At 71.2% G+C, this 19,170-nt stretch carries 18 protein-coding genes; 16 read left to right on the forward strand and 2 right to left on the reverse strand.

Annotated features, from left to right (window positions below):
- Window positions 1–100: 100 nt before the first annotated feature.
- A complete protein-coding gene (locus tag ACIRVF_RS00615) occupies window positions 101–775 on the reverse strand; it encodes a TetR/AcrR family transcriptional regulator (RefSeq protein WP_402811729.1) in 675 nt (224 codons plus the stop codon).
- A 93-nt stretch (window positions 776–868) separates the two neighbouring features.
- Here ACIRVF_RS00615 and ACIRVF_RS00620 point away from each other — a divergent pair, with 93 nt between their 5' ends.
- Window positions 869–1,534, forward strand: a complete 666-nt coding sequence (locus tag ACIRVF_RS00620) for a CatB-related O-acetyltransferase (protein WP_402811731.1) — start codon at window positions 869–871, stop codon at window positions 1,532–1,534.
- Window positions 1,535–1,710: 176 nt separating this feature from the next.
- Window positions 1,711–2,688: a DMT family transporter gene (locus ACIRVF_RS00625; protein WP_402811734.1), complete on the forward strand. Its 978-nt coding sequence runs from the start codon at window positions 1,711–1,713 to the stop codon at window positions 2,686–2,688.
- A gap of 13 nt (window positions 2,689–2,701) precedes the next feature.
- Here ACIRVF_RS00625 and ACIRVF_RS00630 read toward each other — a convergent pair whose 3' ends face one another.
- Window positions 2,702–3,289, reverse strand: coding sequence for a hypothetical protein (locus ACIRVF_RS00630; protein WP_402811736.1), 588 nt, complete (start codon window positions 3,287–3,289; stop codon window positions 2,702–2,704).
- 198 nt (window positions 3,290–3,487) lie between these two features.
- Here ACIRVF_RS00630 and ACIRVF_RS00635 point away from each other — a divergent pair, with 198 nt between their 5' ends.
- The 14 genes from ACIRVF_RS00635 to nuoL all read left to right on the forward strand — a co-directional run bounded on the left by ACIRVF_RS00635 (window position 3,488) and on the right by nuoL (window position 19,148).
- Window positions 3,488–4,600: a sensor histidine kinase gene (locus ACIRVF_RS00635; protein ID WP_402811738.1), complete on the forward strand. Its 1,113-nt coding sequence runs from the start codon at window positions 3,488–3,490 to the stop codon at window positions 4,598–4,600.
- Window positions 4,597–5,292 (forward strand): response regulator, encoded by a 696-nt coding sequence (locus ACIRVF_RS00640; protein WP_402811740.1) that lies wholly within the window; start codon window positions 4,597–4,599, stop codon window positions 5,290–5,292. The genes ACIRVF_RS00635 and ACIRVF_RS00640 overlap by 4 nt, the downstream gene beginning before the upstream one ends.
- An 835-nt stretch (window positions 5,293–6,127) precedes the next feature.
- Window positions 6,128–6,487, forward strand: a complete 360-nt coding sequence (locus ACIRVF_RS00645) for an NADH-quinone oxidoreductase subunit A (RefSeq protein ID WP_030060100.1) — start codon at window positions 6,128–6,130, stop codon at window positions 6,485–6,487.
- 187 nt (window positions 6,488–6,674) lie between these two features.
- Window positions 6,675–7,229: an NADH-quinone oxidoreductase subunit B family protein gene (locus ACIRVF_RS00650; RefSeq protein ID WP_030286559.1), complete on the forward strand. Its 555-nt coding sequence runs from the start codon at window positions 6,675–6,677 to the stop codon at window positions 7,227–7,229.
- Complete coding sequence (locus tag ACIRVF_RS00655; RefSeq protein WP_402811744.1) at window positions 7,226–7,939, forward strand: NADH-quinone oxidoreductase subunit C; 714 nt, start codon at window positions 7,226–7,228, stop codon at window positions 7,937–7,939. The genes ACIRVF_RS00650 and ACIRVF_RS00655 overlap by 4 nt, the downstream gene beginning before the upstream one ends.
- The gene (locus ACIRVF_RS00660) at window positions 7,939–9,270 is read left to right on the forward strand and encodes an NADH-quinone oxidoreductase subunit D (RefSeq protein WP_402811747.1); all 1,332 of its coding nucleotides are present in this window, start codon (window positions 7,939–7,941) and stop codon (window positions 9,268–9,270) included. The genes ACIRVF_RS00655 and ACIRVF_RS00660 overlap by 1 nt, the downstream gene beginning before the upstream one ends.
- Window positions 9,267–10,166 (forward strand): NADH-quinone oxidoreductase subunit NuoE, encoded by a 900-nt coding sequence (nuoE, locus tag ACIRVF_RS00665; RefSeq protein WP_402811749.1) that lies wholly within the window; start codon window positions 9,267–9,269, stop codon window positions 10,164–10,166. The genes ACIRVF_RS00660 and nuoE overlap by 4 nt, the downstream gene beginning before the upstream one ends.
- The gene (gene nuoF / locus ACIRVF_RS00670) at window positions 10,166–11,527 is read left to right on the forward strand and encodes an NADH-quinone oxidoreductase subunit NuoF (RefSeq protein ID WP_402811752.1); all 1,362 of its coding nucleotides are present in this window, start codon (window positions 10,166–10,168) and stop codon (window positions 11,525–11,527) included. Before nuoE ends, nuoF begins: the two co-directional genes overlap by 1 nt.
- Complete coding sequence (locus tag ACIRVF_RS00675; RefSeq protein WP_402811755.1) at window positions 11,524–14,112, forward strand: NADH-quinone oxidoreductase subunit G; 2,589 nt, start codon at window positions 11,524–11,526, stop codon at window positions 14,110–14,112. Before nuoF ends, ACIRVF_RS00675 begins: the two co-directional genes overlap by 4 nt.
- Window positions 14,109–15,449: an NADH-quinone oxidoreductase subunit NuoH gene (gene nuoH, locus ACIRVF_RS00680; RefSeq protein WP_402811757.1), complete on the forward strand. Its 1,341-nt coding sequence runs from the start codon at window positions 14,109–14,111 to the stop codon at window positions 15,447–15,449. Before ACIRVF_RS00675 ends, nuoH begins: the two co-directional genes overlap by 4 nt.
- Before the next feature lie 6 nt (window positions 15,450–15,455).
- Window positions 15,456–16,058 (forward strand): NADH-quinone oxidoreductase subunit NuoI, encoded by a 603-nt coding sequence (nuoI, locus tag ACIRVF_RS00685; protein WP_402811760.1) that lies wholly within the window; start codon window positions 15,456–15,458, stop codon window positions 16,056–16,058.
- On the forward strand, window positions 16,058–16,942 hold the full coding sequence (locus ACIRVF_RS00690) for an NADH-quinone oxidoreductase subunit J (protein ID WP_402812922.1): 885 nt from the start codon (window positions 16,058–16,060) through the stop codon (window positions 16,940–16,942). Before nuoI ends, ACIRVF_RS00690 begins: the two co-directional genes overlap by 1 nt.
- Window positions 16,939–17,238, forward strand: a complete 300-nt coding sequence (gene nuoK / locus ACIRVF_RS00695; RefSeq protein ID WP_030235394.1) for an NADH-quinone oxidoreductase subunit NuoK — start codon at window positions 16,939–16,941, stop codon at window positions 17,236–17,238. The genes ACIRVF_RS00690 and nuoK overlap by 4 nt, the downstream gene beginning before the upstream one ends.
- Before the next feature lie 14 nt (window positions 17,239–17,252).
- Complete coding sequence (gene nuoL, locus ACIRVF_RS00700; protein ID WP_402811763.1) at window positions 17,253–19,148, forward strand: NADH-quinone oxidoreductase subunit L; 1,896 nt, start codon at window positions 17,253–17,255, stop codon at window positions 19,146–19,148.
- Window positions 19,149–19,170 lie beyond the last annotated feature (22 nt).

Consider the following 19,170-nt stretch of genomic DNA (forward strand, 5'->3'; position numbering starts at 1 on the left):
GCCTGCGGGCCTGCTGACCTTGGACCTGCGGACCTTGGGCCTTGGGCCTTTGGGCTTTGGGGCTCGGGCCTGTGGGCTTGCGGGGCCGCCGGACTCGCGGCTACGGGGTGGGGGCCTTCGGTGCGGAGTCGGGTTCCCGGTCGGTCCGGGCGGAGGTGAACAGCCCGGCGCGGGCTGCCAGGGCGGCGGCGTCGGCGGCCCGCTCGGCGGTGCCGGCTTCCAGTGGTTCGCCGGTGACGAACAGCCGGTAGTAGAGCGGCGCGGTGGCGGCCCTGATGACCTCGGCGCCGTCCGTCCCGGTCGGCAACTCGCCGCGTGCGACGGCCCGTTCGGCGACCACGGCGGCCTGGCGGTGGCGGGCCGCGAAGAACTGGCGAAGGGCCGCCGCGCCGGTGTCGGAGCGTTGGGCGGCGGCGATCAACGCGGTGGGCGTAGGGCTCTGCTCGGGGTCGGTGAAGACGGTGAACACCTCCTCGGTGATCCGGCGGAGGTCCTCCTGGAGGTCTCCGGTGTCGGGTAGGGGCCAGGGCTGGTCGGCCGAGGCGGTCAGCGCATCGGCGACCAGGCCGTCGACCCCGCCCCAGCGTCGGTAGATGGTCGCCTTGTGGACGCCGGACCGGGTCGCGACCGCCTCGGCGGTGAGTCCGTCGTAGCCCTTCTCCGTGACCTCGGCGAGCGTGGCGGCTACCACGTCCGCTCGGACGCGGGCGCTGCGGCCGCCCGGGCGCGGAGACGGCGTGCGGAATTGCCGGTCGGGGTGGGCGGCCTCGCTCAAAGTCGACTCCAGTCGCATTAACACTTGCTGCGGGGTGGCGGTCGTGCCATGCTCATCGTAACGCGACTGAAGTCGCATTACGAGAGGAGCTGTGTGACCGCCACCGTCATCCCCGACCCGACCACTCTTCACCCGCTCGCCGGCCACGACCGAGTGGTCCTGCTGCGCCCGCTCGTCACCGACCCGAGGATCGAGGTCGGTGAGTACACCTACTTCGACGACCCCGACGGGGCCACCCGCTTCGAGGAGCGCAATGTCCTCTACGCATACGGGCCCGAACGGCTGGTGATCGGCAAGTACTGCGCGATCGCCACCGGAACCCGCTTCCTGATGGCCGGGGCTGCCCATCCGACCATCGGTGTGTCCACCTTCCCCTTCACGATGTTCGGCGGCAGCTGGACGGAGCAGACCCTCGACATCGTCACCGGCCTTCCCAGCCGGGGCGACACCGTGGTCGGCAACGACGTCTGGTTCGGCTTCGGTGCCACCGTCCTGCCCGGCGTCCGAATCGGCGACGGAGCGATCATCGCGGCCGGTGCGATGGTCACCACCGATGTTGAGCCCTACACGATCGTCGGCGGCAACCCCGCCCGCCCGATCCGGCACCGCTTCGACGATGCCGACATCGAACGCCTGCTCCGCGCCGCCTGGTGGGACTGGCCGGTCGAACTCGTCACCGAGCACCTCCGAGCCATCATGTCCGGCACCCCAGCCGACATCGAGGCCATCGCCGACGCGAACGGCCTCCTCGCCTCCTGACCCGTTGGCACCCGGCCGGGGCATTGATCACCGGCGGCCCGGTGCGCGAGGATGGCGCCCCCTTGCCCCAGCCCTCACCCCGTCCGCCGCTGAGCCACACGCCCAGCTCCTGGGTCCGTCCGACGCCGTACGGTCCTCGCACCCGCCGGTTCCGTTCGCTCGGAGGGATCCTCCTCATGCCTGCCTCCATGTCCTCATCCTCATCGGTTCTTCGTGATCTGCCGGTCCTGCTCGTGGCAGTGGTCTGGGGATCGAGCTTCCTCGCCGTCCAAAAGGTGGCCGAGCCCGGAACGGTCGTGGCGATGCTCGTGCTGCGTTTCGGGCTGGTGCTGCCGCTGCTCGGGCTGGCGGCGTGGCAGGCCCTGCGGAGACTGACCCGCGCCGAGTGGCTCGGCGGCGCCGCACTGGGCCTCGTCCTCAGCGGGATCTTCCTGCTGGAGACCTACGGCGCTGTGCACACCTCGGCCACCAACGCCGGGCTGATCATCAGCCTCGCCATGGTGCTCACCCCGCTCGGCGAGAGCGCCCTCGGCCGGACCGCACCACCGCGAGCCTTCCTCGCGGCCGCCGGACTGGCCGTCCTCGGCGTCGCCCTGCTCACCGGCGACGGCGGACTGCGCCCTCCGACGCTCGGCGACCTCCTGGTACTCGGCGCCGCCCTCGTCCGCTCCGCGTACGTCCTCGCCATGGCCCGCACCAGGGCTGTTCGCGACACCGACATGCTCGCCGTCACCTGGATCCAACTCGCGGTTGCCACCACAGTGTTCGCCGTCGTCGCACTCGCCGTCGGGCCCGCCCCGTGGACTGTCGCGCTCGCGTACGGAGCCGGCCAGTGGGCCTGGCTGCTGCACCTGTCCTTGTTCTGCACACTCTTCGCCTTCTTCGTTCAGATGTGGGCCGTCCGGGCCACTTCGCCGTCCCGGGTGAGCCTGCTGCTCGGTACCGAACCGCTCTGGGCCGCGCTCTTCGGCATCACCGTCGCCGGGAACCGGATGGGCCCGCTCGCCCTGCTCGGCGGGGCCCTGGTCCTGGTCGCCACCGAGTGGGGCCGGCGCACCGCCCCCGCACCGCTCCCGACCAGGGGCGAGGAGGGGACAGACGCGGCGGCCAACGCGAGCACCGGGGAGCAGACGCGGGAGCCGACCCCGGCGTGATCCGTCGTCGCGGTCACCGGCGCCGCCACAGCGTCCGACGGGCGTAGTCGACGGTGACCGCGCCGAGCAGCGGGCCCCAGGCCACCAGGGGCAGGTACGCGGCCGTCATCACCAGGCCCGCGAATCCGTGCGGCGCATCCGGCTCGGCCAGGTTGTGGGCCCAGCGGCCGAACAACCCCTCCAAACCGAGGGCGGTGAGTATCGCCGAGCCCAGCAGGGCCGGCACGATCGCCGCGAGCGGCTGGACCCGGCGGCCGCCGATCAGCGGGAGCCACCGGGGCGCCACCAGCCCCCAGGGCCGGACCAGGCCGAGGGTCAGGAAGGCCAGTGCCTCCGCCAAGGCGCTGAGCACCACGCAGTAGACCGTGCCCCAACCCGGCTGGTGCGCCCCGTAGGCCGCGGCCGTCGCCCCGCTGAAGCCGACCGGGACGCCGAAGCCGAAGACGATCCGCCACACCCCCGAGGGGACGGCGCTCAGGGCGGCCGCTTTGGCGGCCAGTTGGGCCCAGCGGGGTGCGGCCTCGACGGCAACGCCCGGTGTGCCGTCGGCACCGGCTCGGTGGATGGCAGTGGCACGGGCGTTGAACACGAGCTTCGACATGGTGCGCTCCTTCCGGCCCGACCCCATCGGCCGGTGCGATGACTCAAGACTGGAGGTCCACCAGGGGCCCACGGCAGTGCCGATCGGGCTGTTCCCGCTGCTCAACCGGCCTGTGAAATATGCCGATCGGCACAGGTGGACCCGCCGTGGCCCGTCGTACTGTGACGGCAGTCGAAGAGTCCACGAGAGGCGGTGACGATGACTCAGCTCCTGTCCCTGGCCGTCCCGGCCCTGTTGCTGCCGGCCTGGCTGCTCCGCGGGCGTTACGGATCGGCGGCGGTGGCCACCGTGCTGGGCGCGGTGTCGGTGGCGGTCTCGGTCGTCGTCTGGTTCGCCGGCCACTGGACGGAGGCGGACCGCTGGGCCGGGCTGGTCGGGCTGGCCGAACTGGCGGGCCTGCTGCTGGCGGTGGTCCTCAGCCTGCGCGCAGAGGACGGCCCGCGGTGTGCGGCGGCCGCGTGGACGGCGTGCGGAGCGGTCGCGCTCTGGCCATCCCGGTTCGACGGGCCCGTCGACGCGCTCACGCTCTTCGGGTTCGGATCGATGCTGTCCCTGCCGACGGTGCTGATCGGGCTCTACCTGCGTGGTCTGGACGAGGGCCGGGCCCGCGCGGTCGCCGAGGCCAGGCGGGCTCAGCGGATCGAACTGGCCCATGACCTCCACGACTTCGTCGCGCACGATGTCAGCGGCATGGTCGCCCAGGCACAGGCGGGGGCGTACCTGGCCTCCGTCGACCCGGCGCGGACGGCCGAGATGTTCGAGCGGATAGAGCAGGCGGGGCAGCGGGCCCTGGCCTCGTTGGACCGAACCGTGCAGTTGCTTCGCAACGAGGAGGTGGCTGGACGCAATCCACAGCCGGGCCTCGCGGAACTGGTTCAGGTGGCGGAGCAGTTCGCAGCCGCAGACGGGGCCGAGGTCCAGCTGGAGCTGCCGGAGCAGCCGGTCCCGCGCGAGGTGGGCGGGACGGTCCACCGCATCGTCGTCGAGGCGCTGACCAACATCCGACGGCACACCCGGGGCGCCCGCCGGGTCGAGATCCGGGCCCGCCGCGCCGGTGAATGGCTGGAGCTGACTGTGACCAACGACGGCCGCCCGCCCGCCCCGGTTGCCCGCCCCCGTCGTGGCGGCGGCAGCGGGCTGCCAGGACTGGCAGCGCGAGTGGAGGCCCTTGGCGGTGCGTTCGAGGCAGGTCCGGACGGGCAGGAGGCCTGGCGCGTGGCGGCGAGGCTGCCGTTGGCCGGGCCGGTGGAACGGGGGCGTCCGGAGACCCCGAAGAGGACCAGTGCGGGTGCAGGGGAGAAGAGCGGATGAGCAACAGTGCGAGGTCGATCCGGATCCTGGTCGCAGATGACCAGGCCGATGTCCGAAGCGCGTTCCGGATGATCCTGGATGTCCAACCGGACATGACGGTGGTGGCTGAGGCGGCGGACGGCGCCGCAGCGGTGGAGGAGGCGAAGAGGCTCCGACCGGACGTGGTGCTCGCGGACATCCGGATGCCGAAGCTGGACGGTCTGGAGGTCACGAGGCAGTTGGCCGGCCAGTGCAAGGTGATCGTGGTGACCACCTTCGACCTGGACGAGTACGTCCATACGGCCTTGCGGCACGGTGCGGCGGGCTTCCTGCTGAAGCGCTCCGGGCCGGTACTGCTGATCGAGGCAGTCCGAGCGGCGATGGCCGGGGACGCGTTGATCAGTCCACAGATCACGGTCCGGCTGCTGCAGCACATGGCGCTGCCCGGATCCAGCCCGGCACCCGGGCCCGCGACGGCAGCAGGCGTACCGGGTCCGTTGATAGCCGGCCCGGTGGAGGAACTGACCGAGAGGGAGAGGGAGATCGCTGAGCTGGTGGCCGACGGAGCGACCAACGCCGAGATCGGAGCCCGGCTCTTCATCTCACCGGGAACGGTGAAGAACCACCTCGCCAACATCCAGCGCAAGCTCGGCGCCCGCAACCGGGTGGGCGTCGCGGCCTGGGTGTGGGAACAGGCAGCCAGTAACCGGTAACCGGCTGCCTGGCCCGCGGAGCGAGAGCGGATCACTGGAGGAGGCCCGCACAAGGGCGAGCCCTGACAACGGGAGGAAGGCAAGGCGAGAGGTGGAGGCGGGCCGAGAGATTTGAGGGCCGCACCAAAGGTAGGGCCTGCCCGCAACGGGCGGCGGAGCCGCGATAGCGGAGGCGGAGGAGGAGGGCGAGGACGAGGGCAGGCCCCCAGGGCCCCACCCGCACGTTGCCGGAGCTGCGAGCGCGCAGCAGCTCGGCGCTGAGACCGGCCGGCTCAGCGCACGTGAGCCCGGCAGCAGGTGGGCAACCCTGGCGCGGGCGGCGGGCGGCGGGCGGCGGGCGGCGGGCGGCGGGCGGCGGGCGGCGGGCGGGGGGAGGGGGAGGGGGAGGGGAACCCCACGACAACTTCGCGCCCTTGTGAACGAAGGGTCAAGCAAGCGTTCCTCCCTCCGCCACCCCTCCGAGTGAGCCGCCATAACACGTCAACATGACGCCCGGAAATTTGCCATCGCCGACGCATAGTTGATATAGGAACTCGTCCCTGACCAGCCGCTTCAAAGATGAATGCGACTGCTTGTGACCATTTGACTCCTTTGCGTTGACAACTCTGGGCATGTTCACATTCGCCACCATTCACATGGTGTCGTAGATCACAAAGATGGCGACGAACTGCGTGTCGCAGATCACAAGCCACCGGGCATAGGATGCGCTCGTTCCAGGCTTTGTGAACTGCCTCACATGAGGTGGATCTCGGGAACTGGGACGCGGGTTCACCTCAGCGTGACCCGTCGGTTCCGATCTGCAGTCAAGGACGACTGGACGGAGGGAGCGGGGGCTATGAATGCCTACGCGCCGATCCTCGTACTCGGTGCCATCGCGGCGGCGTTCGCGGTCGGTTCCGTCGTGATGGCCTCACTCACCGGCCCCAAGCGCTACAACCGGGCCAAGTTGGAGGCGTACGAGTGCGGCATCGAGCCGACCCCGCAGCCCGTGGGCGGCGGTCGGTTCCCGATCAAGTACTACCTGACGGCGATGCTCTTCATCGTCTTCGACATCGAGATCGTCTTCCTCTACCCCTGGGCGGTGACCTTCGACGCGCTGGGGATCTTCGGGTTGGTCGAGATGCTCCTGTTCATCGCCACCGTCTTCGTCGCCTACGCCTACGTCTGGCGCCGCGGCGGCCTGGAGTGGGACTGAGCCCTGGAGCGGGACTGAGCCGGGGGCGGCGCCGCCGCCCTTGTGAACGAGCGGACAAGCTCCAACGAGCCGGACGTCCTCCCCGGGCTCCCCGGACGTTCTCCCGGGTTCCCCGGGCGCACCCCGGAGGCTCCCCGGGCGCAGCGCCGGACGTACCAGAGGACTTGAGGGCATTGAGAGGGATCTGATGGGAATCGAGGAGAAGCTGCCGAGCGGCTTTCTGCTCACGACCGTGGAGACGGCCGCCGGCTGGGTGCGCAAGGCGTCACTCTTCCCGGCCACCTTCGGTCTGGCCTGCTGCGCGATCGAGATGATGACCACCGGCGCCGGCCGCTACGACCTGGCCCGGTTCGGCATGGAGGTCTTCCGGGGCTCCCCCCGGCAGGCCGATCTGATGATCGTGGCGGGCCGGGTGAGTCAGAAGATGGCCCCGGTGCTGCGCCAGGTGTACGACCAGATGGCCAACCCGAAGTGGGTCATCTCGATGGGCGTCTGCGCCTCCTCCGGCGGGATGTTCAACAACTACGCGATCGTCCAGGGCGTCGACCACATCGTCCCGGTGGACATCTACCTGCCCGGTTGCCCGCCCCGCCCGGAGATGCTGATGGACGCCATCCTGAAGCTGCACGACAAGATCCAGCACGAGCCGCTGGGCGTGAACCGGCGCCGCGCCGAGGAACTCGGCGAGGCCCTGGCCCTCAAGGCCACCCCGGTCAGCGAGATGCGGGGGCAGCTGCGATGAACGAGCAGGTACCCGAGACCCGCCGCGAGCAGCCGGTGCGCGAGATCCCCGTCGAGGTGGTCGGCCGGCGCCAGGGCATGTTCGGCACCCGGGGCAGCGGCGACACCTCCGGCTTCGGCGGCCTGACCGCCCCGATCGTGCTGCCCGGTCCGAGCGAACGCCCGTACGGCGGCTGGTTCGACGAGGTGGCCGACGAGTTCGAGGGCGCCCTGGAGGAGCAGGGCCTGGACCCGGCCGAGGTGATCGACAAGACCGTGGTCGACCGCGGCGAGCTGACCTTCCACCTCGACCGCGTCCACCTCCTGAAGGCCGTGCGCACCCTGCGCGACGACCCGGCGCTGCGCTTCGAACTGTGCCTGGGCGTCAGCGGGGTGCACTACCCCGGCGACAAGGGCCGCGAGCTGCACGCGGTCTACCACCTGCGCTCGATCACCCACGGCCGGCTGATCCGGCTGGAGGTCACCGCGCCGGACGCCGACCCGCACATCCCCTCCGTGGTCAGCGTCTACCCGACCAACGACTGGCACGAGCGCGAGGTCTACGACTTCTTCGGCCTGGTCTTCGACGGCCACCCGGCGCTCACCCGGATCATGATGCCGGACGACTGGCTGGGCCACCCGCAGCGCAAGGACTACCCGCTCGGCGGCATCCCCGTCGAGTACAAGGGCGCCCAGATCCCGGCACCCGACCAGCGGAGGTCGTACAGCTGATGAGTACTCAGCACTACGAGGAAGCAGACGCCCGCGAGACCACCGAGGGCCGGGTCTTCACCGTCACCGGCGGCGACTGGGGCGAGGTGGTGGAGGCGGTCGGCCGGGCCGACGACGAACGCATCATCGTCAACATGGGCCCCCAGCACCCGTCCACCCACGGCGTGCTGCGGCTGATCCTGGAGATCGACGGCGAGACGGTGAAGGAGGCCCGCTGCGGCATCGGCTACCTCCACACCGGCATCGAGAAGAACATGGAGTTCCGCAGCTGGGTCCAGGGCACCACCTTCGTGACCCGCATGGACTACCTGACCCCGCTGTTCAACGAGACCGCCTACTGCCTGGCGGTCGAGAAGCTGCTCGGCATCACCGAGGACGTCCCGGAGCGGGCCAACGTCATCCGGGTGATGATGATGGAGCTCAACCGGATCGCCTCGCACCTGGTCTGCCTGGCCACCGGCGGCATGGAGATCGGCTCCACCACCCTGATGATCTACGGCTTCCGGGACCGCGAACTGATCCTGGACGTCTTCGAGCTGGTCACCGGCCTGCGCATGAACCACGCGTACGTGCGCCCCGGCGGCCTGGCCCAGGACCTGCCCCCGGGCGCGGTGGACCAGATCCGCGAGGCGGTCCGCACCTTCCGCTCCCGGATGCACGAGTACGACAAGCTGGCCACCGCCAACCCGGTGTTCAAGGCGCGCCTGGTCGACGTCGGCTTCCTGGACCTGGCCGGCTGCCTGGCCCTCGGCGCCACCGGCCCGATCCTGCGTGCCACCGGCCTGCCGCACGACCTGCGCAAGACCGACCCGTACTGCGGCTACCAGGACTACGACTTCGAGGTCGCCACCGCGGACACCGCCGACTCCTACGGCCGCTTCCTGATCCGTCTGGAGGAGATGAAGCAGTCGCTGCGGATCGTCGAGCAGTGCCTGGACCGGCTGCGCCCGGGCCCGGTCATGGTGGCCGACAAGAAGATCGCCTGGCCCGCCCAACTGGCCGTCGGGCCGGACGGCCTGGGCAACTCGCTCGACCACATCCGCAAGATCATGGGCACCTCGATGGAGGCCCTGATCCACCACTTCAAGCTGGTCACCGAGGGCTTCCGGGTCCCGGTCGGCCAGGCGTACGCGGCGATCGAGTCGCCCAAGGGCGAGCTGGGCGTGCACGTGGTCAGCGACGGCGGGACGCGCCCGTACCGGGTCCACTTCCGGGATCCGTCGTTCACCAATCTGCAGACGATGGCGGCGATGTGCGAGGGCGGCCAGGTGGCCGACGTGATCGTCGCGGTGGCCGGGATCGACCCGGTGATGGGAGGCGTGGACCGGTGACCAACGTCGAACTCGGACTGCCGGCGCTGCCGGCCCCGCCCTACCCCGAGGAGGTGCGCGCCCGGCTGGCCGCCGACGCCGCCGAGCTGATCGGCCGCTACCCCCAGGCCCGTTCGGCGCTGCTGCCGCTGCTGCACCTGGTGCAGGCCGAGGAGGGCTTCGTCAGCCCGACCGGGATCCGCTTCTGCGCCGAGCAGTTGGGCCTCACCACCGCCGAGGTCACCGCCGTCGCCACCTTCTACACGATGTACCGGCGGCGCCCGGCCGGGAAGTACCACGTCGGGGTCTGCACCAACACGCTGTGCGCGGTGCTCGGCGGAGACCAGATCTTCGCCGAGCTCCAGCAGTACCTGGGGATCGGCAACAACGAGACCACCGAGGACGGCGGGATCTCGATCGAGCACATCGAGTGCAACGCCGCCTGCGACTACGCCCCCGTGGTGATGGTCAACTGGGAGTTCTTCGACGACCAGACGCCGGAGAGCGCCCGGCAGCTGGTGGATGACCTGCGGGCCGGCCGCGAGGTGCGGCCGACCCGCGGCGCCCGGCTGTGCGGCTTCAAGGAGACCGCCCGGATCCTGGCCGGCTTCCCCGACGAGCGCCCCGGCGCCAACGACGAGTCCGGCGCCGGCGGCGCCCCCTCGCTGGCGGGCCTGCGGCTGGCGCGCGGTGAGGCCCTGCCCGGCACCCCGGGCGCCAAGGTCGTCTCCCCCCGCCACGAGGCTCCCCGTCACGAGGAGCTCAACCACGAGCCCCGTCACGAGGAGCTCAACCACGAGCCCCGTCACGAGGAGCTCAACCACGAGCCCCGTCACGAGGAGCTCAACCACGAGCCCCGCCACGAGGAGCCGGGCAAGAACGGCAAGGCCGACGGCCAGGAAGGGACCGAAGCGTGATGACCTCCGCCGAGCCGGCCGAGAAGCTGCTCACCCCCGTCCTGTCCGACCCCTGGGACGACAGCCGCCCGTGGACCCTGGCCACCTACCGCCGCCACCACGGCTACGAGGGCCTCAAGGCGGCCCTCGCCATGCCCCCGGACGACGTGATCGCCTTGGTCAAGGACTCCGGCCTGCGCGGCCGCGGCGGCGCGGGCTTCCCCACCGGGATGAAGTGGCAGTTCATCCCGCAGAACGACGGCAAGCCGCACTACCTGGTGGTCAACGCCGACGAGTCCGAGCCGGGCACCTGCAAGGACATCCCGCTGCTGTTCGCCAACCCGCACTCGCTGATCGAGGGCATGGTGATCGCCTCCTACGCGATCCGCTGCGACCACGCCTTCATCTACCTGCGCGGCGAGGTCGTCCCGGTGCTGCGCCGCCTGCACGCGGCCGTCGCCGAGGCGTACGAGGCCGGGCTGCTGGGCCGCGACATCCTCGGCTCCGGCGTGAACCTCGACATCACCGTGCACGCCGGCGCCGGCGCGTACATCTGCGGCGAGGAGACGGCGCTGCTGGACTCGCTGGAGGGCCGGCGCGGCCAGCCGAGGCTGCGGCCGCCGTTCCCGGCGATCGCCGGCCTGTACGCCTGCCCGACGGTGGTCAACAACGTCGAGTCGATCGCCTCGGTGCCGGCGATCCTGGCCCGGGGCAAGGAGTGGTTCAAGGGCCTGGGCACCGAGAAGTCCCCGGGCTTCACGCTGTACTCGCTCTCCGGCCACGTCACCAACCCGGGCCAGTACGAGGCACCGCTCGGGATCACCCTGCGCCAGCTGCTGGACCTCAGCGGCGGCGTCCGGGCCGGCCACCGGCTGAAGTTCTGGACCCCGGGCGGCTCCTCCACCCCGATGTTCACCGACGAGCACCTCGACGTCCCGCTGGACTACGAGGGCGTCGGCGCGGCCGGCTCGATGCTCGGCACCAAGGCGCTGCAGGTCTTCGACGAGACCACCTGTGTGGTGCGGGCGGTCACCCGCTGGACCGAGTTCTACGCCCACGAGTCCTGCGGCAAGTGCACCCCCTGCCGGGAGGGCACCTACTGGCTGGTCCAGCTGCTGAAGCGGATCGAGGCGGGCGAGGGCGTCGAGGGCGACCTGGAGAAGCTCCTCGACATCGCCGACAACATCAACGGCAAGTCCTTCTGCGCGCTGGGCGACGGCGCGGCCAGCCCGATCGTCTCCTCGCTCAAGTACTTCCGGGCCGAGTACGAGCAGCACCTGGCCGAGCGCCGCTGCCCGTTCGACCCGGCCGCCTCCACCGTCTGGGCCGACGGCCCCCGCCCCGGCCACCAGTCCGCCACCGAAAGGGAGGTGCACGCGTGACGATCACCGAGCCGACCGCCTCCGGGAACGACACCGCGGTCGAACTGGTCACGCTCACCATCGACGGCGTCGAAGTGAAGGTCCCCAAGGGCACCTTGGTGATCCGGGCCGCCGAGACCATCGGCACCCAGATCCCGCGCTTCTGCGACCACCCGCTGCTGGACCCGGCCGGCGCCTGCCGGCAGTGCATCGTGGAGATCGAGGGCCAGCGCAAGCCGGTGGCCTCCTGCACGATCCCGGTCGCCGAGGGCATGGTGGTGCGCACCCAGCTGAGTTCGCCGGTGGCCGAGAAGGCGCAGCGCGGCGTGATGGAGCTGCTGCTGATCAACCACCCGCTGGACTGCCCGGTCTGCGACAAGGGCGGTGAGTGCCCGCTGCAGAACCAGGCGATGTCCACCGGCGACGCGGACTCCCGCTTCGAGGGGATGAAGCGCACCTACGAGAAGCCGGTGCCGATCAGCAGCCAGGTGCTGCTGGACCGGGAGCGCTGCGTGCTGTGCGCGCGCTGCACCCGGTTCTCCCAGCAGATCGCCGGTGACCCGTTCATCGACCTGGTGGAGCGCGGGGCGCTGCAGCAGGTGGGTACGGGTGAGGGGGACGACTTCGAGTCGTACTTCTCCGGGAACACCATCCAGATCTGCCCGGTGGGCGCCCTGACATCGGCGGCTTATCGTTTCCGCTCGCGCCCCTTCGACCTGACCTCCTCGCCGAGCGTGTGCGAGCACTGCTCGTCGGGCTGCGCCCAGCGCACCGACCACCGGCGGGGCAAGGTGCTGCGCCGGCTGGCGGGCGAGGACCCGGCGGTGAACGAGGAGTGGAACTGCGACAAGGGCCGGTTCGCCTTCCGCTACGCCCAGCAGCGCGACCGGCTGACCACTCCGCTGGTGCGGGTGGACGGCGAGCTGGTGCCGGTGTCCTGGCCGGAGGCGCTGGCCCGGGCGGCGGAGGGGCTGCGCGGGGCCCGTACGGGTGTGCTGGCGGGCGGCCGGGTGACGGTGGAGGACGCGTACGCGTACGCGAAGTTCGCCCGGGTGGTGCTGGGCACCAACGACGTGGACTTCCGGGCCCGCCCGCACAGCGGTGAGGAGGCGGACTTCCTGGCCGCGGCGGTCGCCGGGCGCGGGGTGGACGTGGACGGCACCGGGGTGGGCTACGAGCGGCTGGAGCAGGCCCCGGTGGTGCTGCTGGCGGGTTTCGAGCCGGAGGAGGAGTCGCCGATCGTCTTCCTGCGGCTGCGGAAGGCGAGCCGGGCGGGGGGCCTGAAGGTGTTCTCGGTGGCGGCGTTCGCCTCCCGGGGGCTGGCGAAGCTGCGCGGTGCGCTGCTGCCGGCGGCTCCGGGCACCGAGCCGGAGTGGTTCGCGGCGCTGGCCGCCGGCGAGCCGTTGAACGACGACGCGGGCCGGGCGGCGGAGCTGCTGCGCCGGCCGGGTGCGGTGATCCTGGCGGGTGAGCGGCTGGCGTCGGTGCCGGGTGCGCTGACGGCGGTGCTGCGGCTGGCGCACGCGACCGGGGCCGAGCTGGCCTGGGTGCCGCGCCGGGCGGGCGAGCGCGGGGCGGTGGAGGCGGGTGCGCTGCCGGGCCTGCTGCCGGGCGGGCGTCCGGTGGCCGCGGCGGCGGCCCGGGCGGAGGCGGCCGCGGTGTGGGGGGTGGCGGAGCTGCCCTCGCGTCCGGGGCGGGACACCGGTCAGATCCTGACCGCGGCCGTGCAGGGCGACCTGGATGCGCTGCTGGTCGGCGGGGTGGATCCGGGCGACCTGCCGGATCCGGCGCTGGCCGCGGAGGCCTTGGCGGCGGCGTTCGTGGTGTCGCTGGAGCTGCGGCCGTCGGCGGTGACCGAGCGGGCCGACGTGGTGCTGCCGGTGGCGGCGGTGGCGGAGAAGGCGGGCACCTTCCTGGACTGGGAGGGCCGGGTGCGGATGTTCGAGGCCGCGCTGAAGCCGGACCAGCAGATGGGCCGCCACCTCCAGTCCGACCTGCGGGTGCTGACGATGCTGGCGGACGCGCTGGGCCACCGGCTGGGCCTGGCGGACGTACGGGCGGCCCGGCTGGAGCTGGACCGCTTCGAGCCGTGGCGGGGCGACCGGGCGGCCGCTCCCGCGGCACACCCGGCGGTGCTGCCGCGGCCGGCCACCGGCCAGGCGGTGCTGGCGGGTTGGCGCCTGTTGCTGGACGAGGGCTCGCTCCAGCAGGGTGATCCGCACCTGGCGGGCACCCGGCACCGGGCGGTCGCCCGGATCTCGCCGACCACCGCCGAGGAGGTCGGTGCCCGGGAGGCCGGTGCGGTGGAGGCCGGTGCGCGGGCGGTCGGCGCGCTGCGGCTGACCGGCCCGGCCGGTTCGCTGGTGCTGCCGCTGGAGATCACCGAGTCGGTGCCGGACCGCACGGTCTGGATCCCGCTCAACTCCACGCCGGGCGGTGCCCACCGCGCGCTCGGCACCACTGTCGGCCACCTGGTGACGATCGCCGCGGCCGAACTCGATCAGGCCGTGGCCGTGGCCGTGGCCGTGGCCGGCACCGGCAGCGGCCAGGGCACCGGCACCGGCGACGAGGCCGGTTCCGAGCCCCGGGAAGGGGAGGTCCGATGACTTCGCAGCCGTACGAGACGCTCCACTTCTTCGGCCAGGACCCGTGGTGGCTGGTGCTGCTGAAGGCGGTGTTCTGCTTCGCGTTCCTGGTGCTGACGGTGCTGGTCGCGATCGTCTGGGAGCGCAAGGTGGTGGCCTGGATGCAGTTGCGCATCGGGCCGAACCGGCACGGCCCGTGGGGCCTGCTGCAGTCGCTGGCGGACGGCGTGAAGCTGGCGCTGAAGGAAGACCTGGTGGTCAAGGGCTCGGACAAGGTGGTCTACGTCCTGGCCCCGATCGTCTGCGCCATCCCGGCGTTCATGGCCTTCGCGGTGATCCCGTTCGGTCCGCCCGGCAACGAGGTGTCGGTCTTCGGCACCCGGACGCCGCTGCAGCTGACCGACTTCCCGGTGGCGCTGCTGTACGTGCTGGCGACGGCCTCGGTGGGCATCTACGGGATCGTGCTGGCGGGTTGGTCCTCGGGTTCGACGTACCCGCTGCTGGGCGGGCTGCGCTCCTCGGCGCAGATGATCAGCTACGAGATCGCGATGGGCCTGTCCTTCGCGGCGGTGTTCATCTACTCGGGTTCGATGTCGACCTCGGAGATCGTGGCGCACCAGCAGCCGACCTGGTTCGCGGCGCTGCTGCCGGTGTCGTTCATCGTGTACGTCATCGCGATGGTGGGCGAGACCAACCGGGCGCCGTTCGACCTCCCGGAGGCCGAGGGCGAGCTGGTGGGCGGTTTCAACACCGAGTACTCCTCGCTGAAGTTCGCGATGTTCATGCTGGCCGAGTACGTGAACATGGTGACGGTCTCGGCGGTGGCCTCGACCCTGTTCCTGGGCGGCTGGCGGGCCCCGTGGCCGGTCTCGGCGTTCTGGGCGGGCGCCAACCACGGCTGGTGGCCGATGCTGTGGATCACGCTGAAGATCCAGCTGCTGCTGTTCTTCTTCATCTGGCTGCGCGGCACGCTGCCCCGGTTCCGCTACGACCAGTTCATGAAGCTGGGCTGGAAGGTGCTGATCCCGGTCTCGCTGGTGTGGCTGGTGCTGATCGCGAGCGTGCGGGCGCTGCGCAACGAGGGGTACGGCTTCGGCCAGGTGGTGCTGTACGTGGGCGCGCCGGTGGGCGCGGTCCTGCTGCTGGCGCTGGTGCGGGACTTCCTGCGCAAGCAGCCCGTGGAGGCCGAGGCGCCCGGGGACGGTCCGGCCAGGGGCGAGTTCGACCCGATGGCGGGCGGGTACCCGGTGCCGCCGCTGCCCGGCCAGGTGCTCCCGCCGGTGCCGCGCCGTCCCGGCCGTGCCCCGAAGCAACTCCAGGACGCCCTCAACGGGGCCGACCATTCCGAAGGGAGCTGATCCGCGATGTCGTCCGACCAGACGGGCCGGCCCGAGCGGGCCGACCGGCCGTCGATCCTCGGCCCGGCCGCCGGTTTCGGCGTGACCTTCAAGGCCATGTTCAAGAAGCGGCTCACCGAGCAGTACCCGGAGCAGAAGAAGCCGACCGCTCCGCGCTTCCACGGCCGCCATCAGCTGAACCGGCATCCCGACGGCCTGGAGAAGTGCGTCGGCTGCGAGCTGTGCGCCTGGGCCTGCCCGGCCGACGCGATCTACGTGGAGGGCGCCGACAACCGGGACGAGGAGCGCTACTCCCCGGGTGAGCGCTACGGCGCGGTGTACCAGATCAACTACGCCCGCTGCATCCTGTGCGGGCTGTGCATCGAGGCCTGCCCGACCAGGGCGCTGACCATGACCAACGAGTACGAGCTGGCCGACTCCTCCCGCAAGGACCTGATCTTCACCAAGGAGCAGCTGCTGGTGGGCCTGTCCGAGGGCATGGTCGACACCCCGCACGCGATCTTCCCGGGCACCGACGAGGGCGCCTACTACCGGGGCGAGGTCACCGCGGCGGCGCCGGGGACGGTCCAGCAGGAGCGCACCGACCGGGAGAAGGAGGTGCGGCCGTGATCGCACATCTGGCGGCGGCGAGCGGGACGACCTCCACCGGTGAGGCCGTCCAGTTCTGGGTGCTCGCGGTGATCGCGGTCGGCGGCGCGCTGGGCATGCTGCTGATGCGCAAGGCCGTGCACAGCGCGCTGTGCCTGGCGGCCACCATGCTGGCGCTGGCGGTCTGCTACATGGCCCAGGGGGCGGTGTTCCTGGGCGTGGTGCAGATCGTGGTCTACACCGGCGCGATCATGATGCTGTTCCTGTTCGTGGTGATGCTGGTCGGCGTGACCAGCGAGGACTCCCTGCGGGAGCAGCTGAAGGGCCAGCGGTTCGCGGCGGTGCTGTGCGGGCTGGGCTTCGGAGTGCTGCTGATCGCCGGGATCGCCAACGCGAGGCTGAGCCACTTCACCGGGCTGGCCGAGGCGAACGCCGAGGGCAACGTGCCGGGTCTGGCCCGGCTGATCTTCACCCGGTACGTGTGGGCCTTCGAGGTCACCGGCGCGCTGCTGATCACCGCGGCGATCGGCGCGATGGTGCTGACCCACCGCGAGCACGTGAAGGCGCCGAAGACCCAGCGCGAGCTGGCGGCGCAGCGGGTGCGGGACAACGTCCAGGTGCCGCCGCTGCCGGCGCCGGGCGTGTACGCGCGGCACAACGCGGTGGACGTGCCGGCGCTGCTGCCGGACGGCACGGTCGCCGAGGACTCGGTGATGGCGACGCTGCGCGAGCGCGGCCAGGTCCGGGACGTCAGCCAGGCGATGCTGCGGCGGATGGCGGAGCTGGAGAACAGCACGGCGGACTGGCTGGGCCGTCCGTCCTCGGAGCGGCCCCCGGTGGGCGGTCCGCGCAAGTCCCTGGAACCGGTGCCGAACCACGAGAGCGGCGAGGAGGACGCGCAGTGAACCCGGTCAACTACCTGTACCTGTCGGCCCTGTTGTTCACCATCGGGGCGTCCGGAGTGCTGATCCGGCGCAACGCGATCGTGCTGTTCATGTGTGTCGAGCTGATGCTGAACGCCTCGAACCTGGCGCTGGTGACGTTCTCCCGGATGCACGGGACCCTGGACGGCCAGATCATCGCCTTCTTCACGATGGTGGTCGCGGCGGCCGAGGTCGTGGTCGGCCTCGCCATCATCGTGTCCATCTTCCGGACCAGGCACTCCGCTTCGGTCGACGACAGCAACCTGATGAAGCTGTAGGCGGAGGACCTTCGGTGAACTCTCTCATTCCGCTGCTGGTGGCGGCTCCGCTGGCCGGCGCCGCCCTGCTGCTGCTCGGCGGCCGGGCACTGGACCGGTTCGGCCACTGGCTGGCCACCGCGCTCGCCGCGCTCTCGTTCGGCTTCGGCCTGGTGCTCTTCGCGGACATGCTCGGCCGTGACGCCGAGCACCGGGCGGTGACGGAGCACCTGTTCAGCTGGGTGTCGGTGAACGCCTTCCAGGCGGACGTCTCGTTCCGGCTGGACCAGTTGTCGATGACCTTCGTGCTGCTGATCACCGGGGTGGGCACGCTGATCCACCTGTACTCGGTGGGCTACATGGCGCACGACGAGCGCCGGCGCCGCTTCTTCGCGTACCTGAACCTGTTCCTGGCCGCCATGCTGCTGCTGGTGCTGGCGGACAACTACCTGCTGCTGTACTTCGGTTGGGAGGGCGTGGGCCTGGCCTCGTACCTGCTGATCGGCTTCTGGCAGCACAAGCCGAGCGCGGCGACGGCGGCGAAGAAGGCCTTCATCGTCAACCGGGTCGGTGACATGGGGCTGTCGATCGCGATCATGCTGATGTTCGCGGAGTTCGGCTCCTTCGCCTTCACCCCGGTCTTCGGGGCGGTGCACGAGGCGAGCGAGGGCAAGCTGACGGCGATCGGCCTGATGCTGCTGCTGGCGGCCTGCGGCAAGTCGGCGCAGGTGCCGCTGCAGTCCTGGCTCGGCGACGCGATGGAGGGCCCGACCCCGGTCTCGGCGCTGATCCACGCGGCCACCATGGTGACCGCCGGGGTCTACCTGATCACCCGCTCCGCGGCGATCTTCGACCTGGCGCCGGACGCCCGGACCGCCGTGGTGGTGGTCGGCGCGGTGACGCTGCTGTTCGGTGCGATCGTCGGTTGCGCCAAGGACGACATCAAGAAGGCGCTGGCCGGCTCGACCATGTCGCAGATCGGCTACATGGTGCTGGCGGCCGGGCTGGGCCCGATCGGCTACGTCTTCGCGATCATGCACCTGGTGACCCACGGCTTCTTCAAGGCCGGGCTGTTCCTCGGCGCCGGGTCGGTCATGCACGGCATGGACGACGAGGTGAACATGCGTCACTACGGCGGCCTGCGCAAGCACATGCCCTGGACCTTCGCCACCTTCGGCCTCGGCTACCTCGCCATCATCGGCTTCCCCGGCCTGTCCGGCTTCTTCTCCAAGGACCGGATCATCGAGGCGGCCTTCGCCGAGGGCGGCACCGAGGGCTGGATCCTCGGCCTGTGCACGCTGGTCGGCGCGGCGGTCACTGCGTTCTACATGACCCGGGTGATGCTGCTGACCTTCTTCGGCGAGGAGCGCTGGCAGCCCGACGCGGAGGGCAACCTGCCGCACCCGCACGAGGCGCCGAAGACCATGGTGATCCCGATGGTGCTGCTGGCCTTCGGCTCGGTGTTCGCGGGCGCGCTGTTCGACATCAACGACTCCTTCCTGAAGTGGCTGGAGCCGGTCACCGGGCACAGCGAGGGCAACTCGCCGCTCGGCTCCTGGACCGTCACCGGGCTGACCACGGTCTGCATGCTGGTCGGCCTGGGACTGGCGTACGTGATGTACGGGCGCTCGCCCGTCCCGGTGGTGCCGCCGGTCGGTTCCCCGCTCACCCGGGCGGCCCGCCGCGACCTGCTGCAGGACGACTTCAACCACGCCGTGCTGGTGCGGCCGGGTTCGGCGCTCACCGCGACCCTGGTGTTCCTCGACAGCCGCGGCCTGGACGGCTTCGTCAACGGCCTGGCCGCCGCCATCGGGGGTCTGTCCGGCCGGCTGCGGCGGGTCCAGAACGGCTTCGTCCGCTCGTACGCGCTCTCCATGTTCGGCGGCACGCTGGTGCTGGTCGCCTCGACTCTCCTGATGAGGTCCGTCTGATGCATCGCCAACATTCCACCCG

This window comes from Kitasatospora sp. NPDC101157 (assembly GCF_044768255.1).
In the GTDB taxonomy this organism is placed as follows: Bacteria; Actinomycetota; Actinomycetes; order Streptomycetales; family Streptomycetaceae; genus Kitasatospora.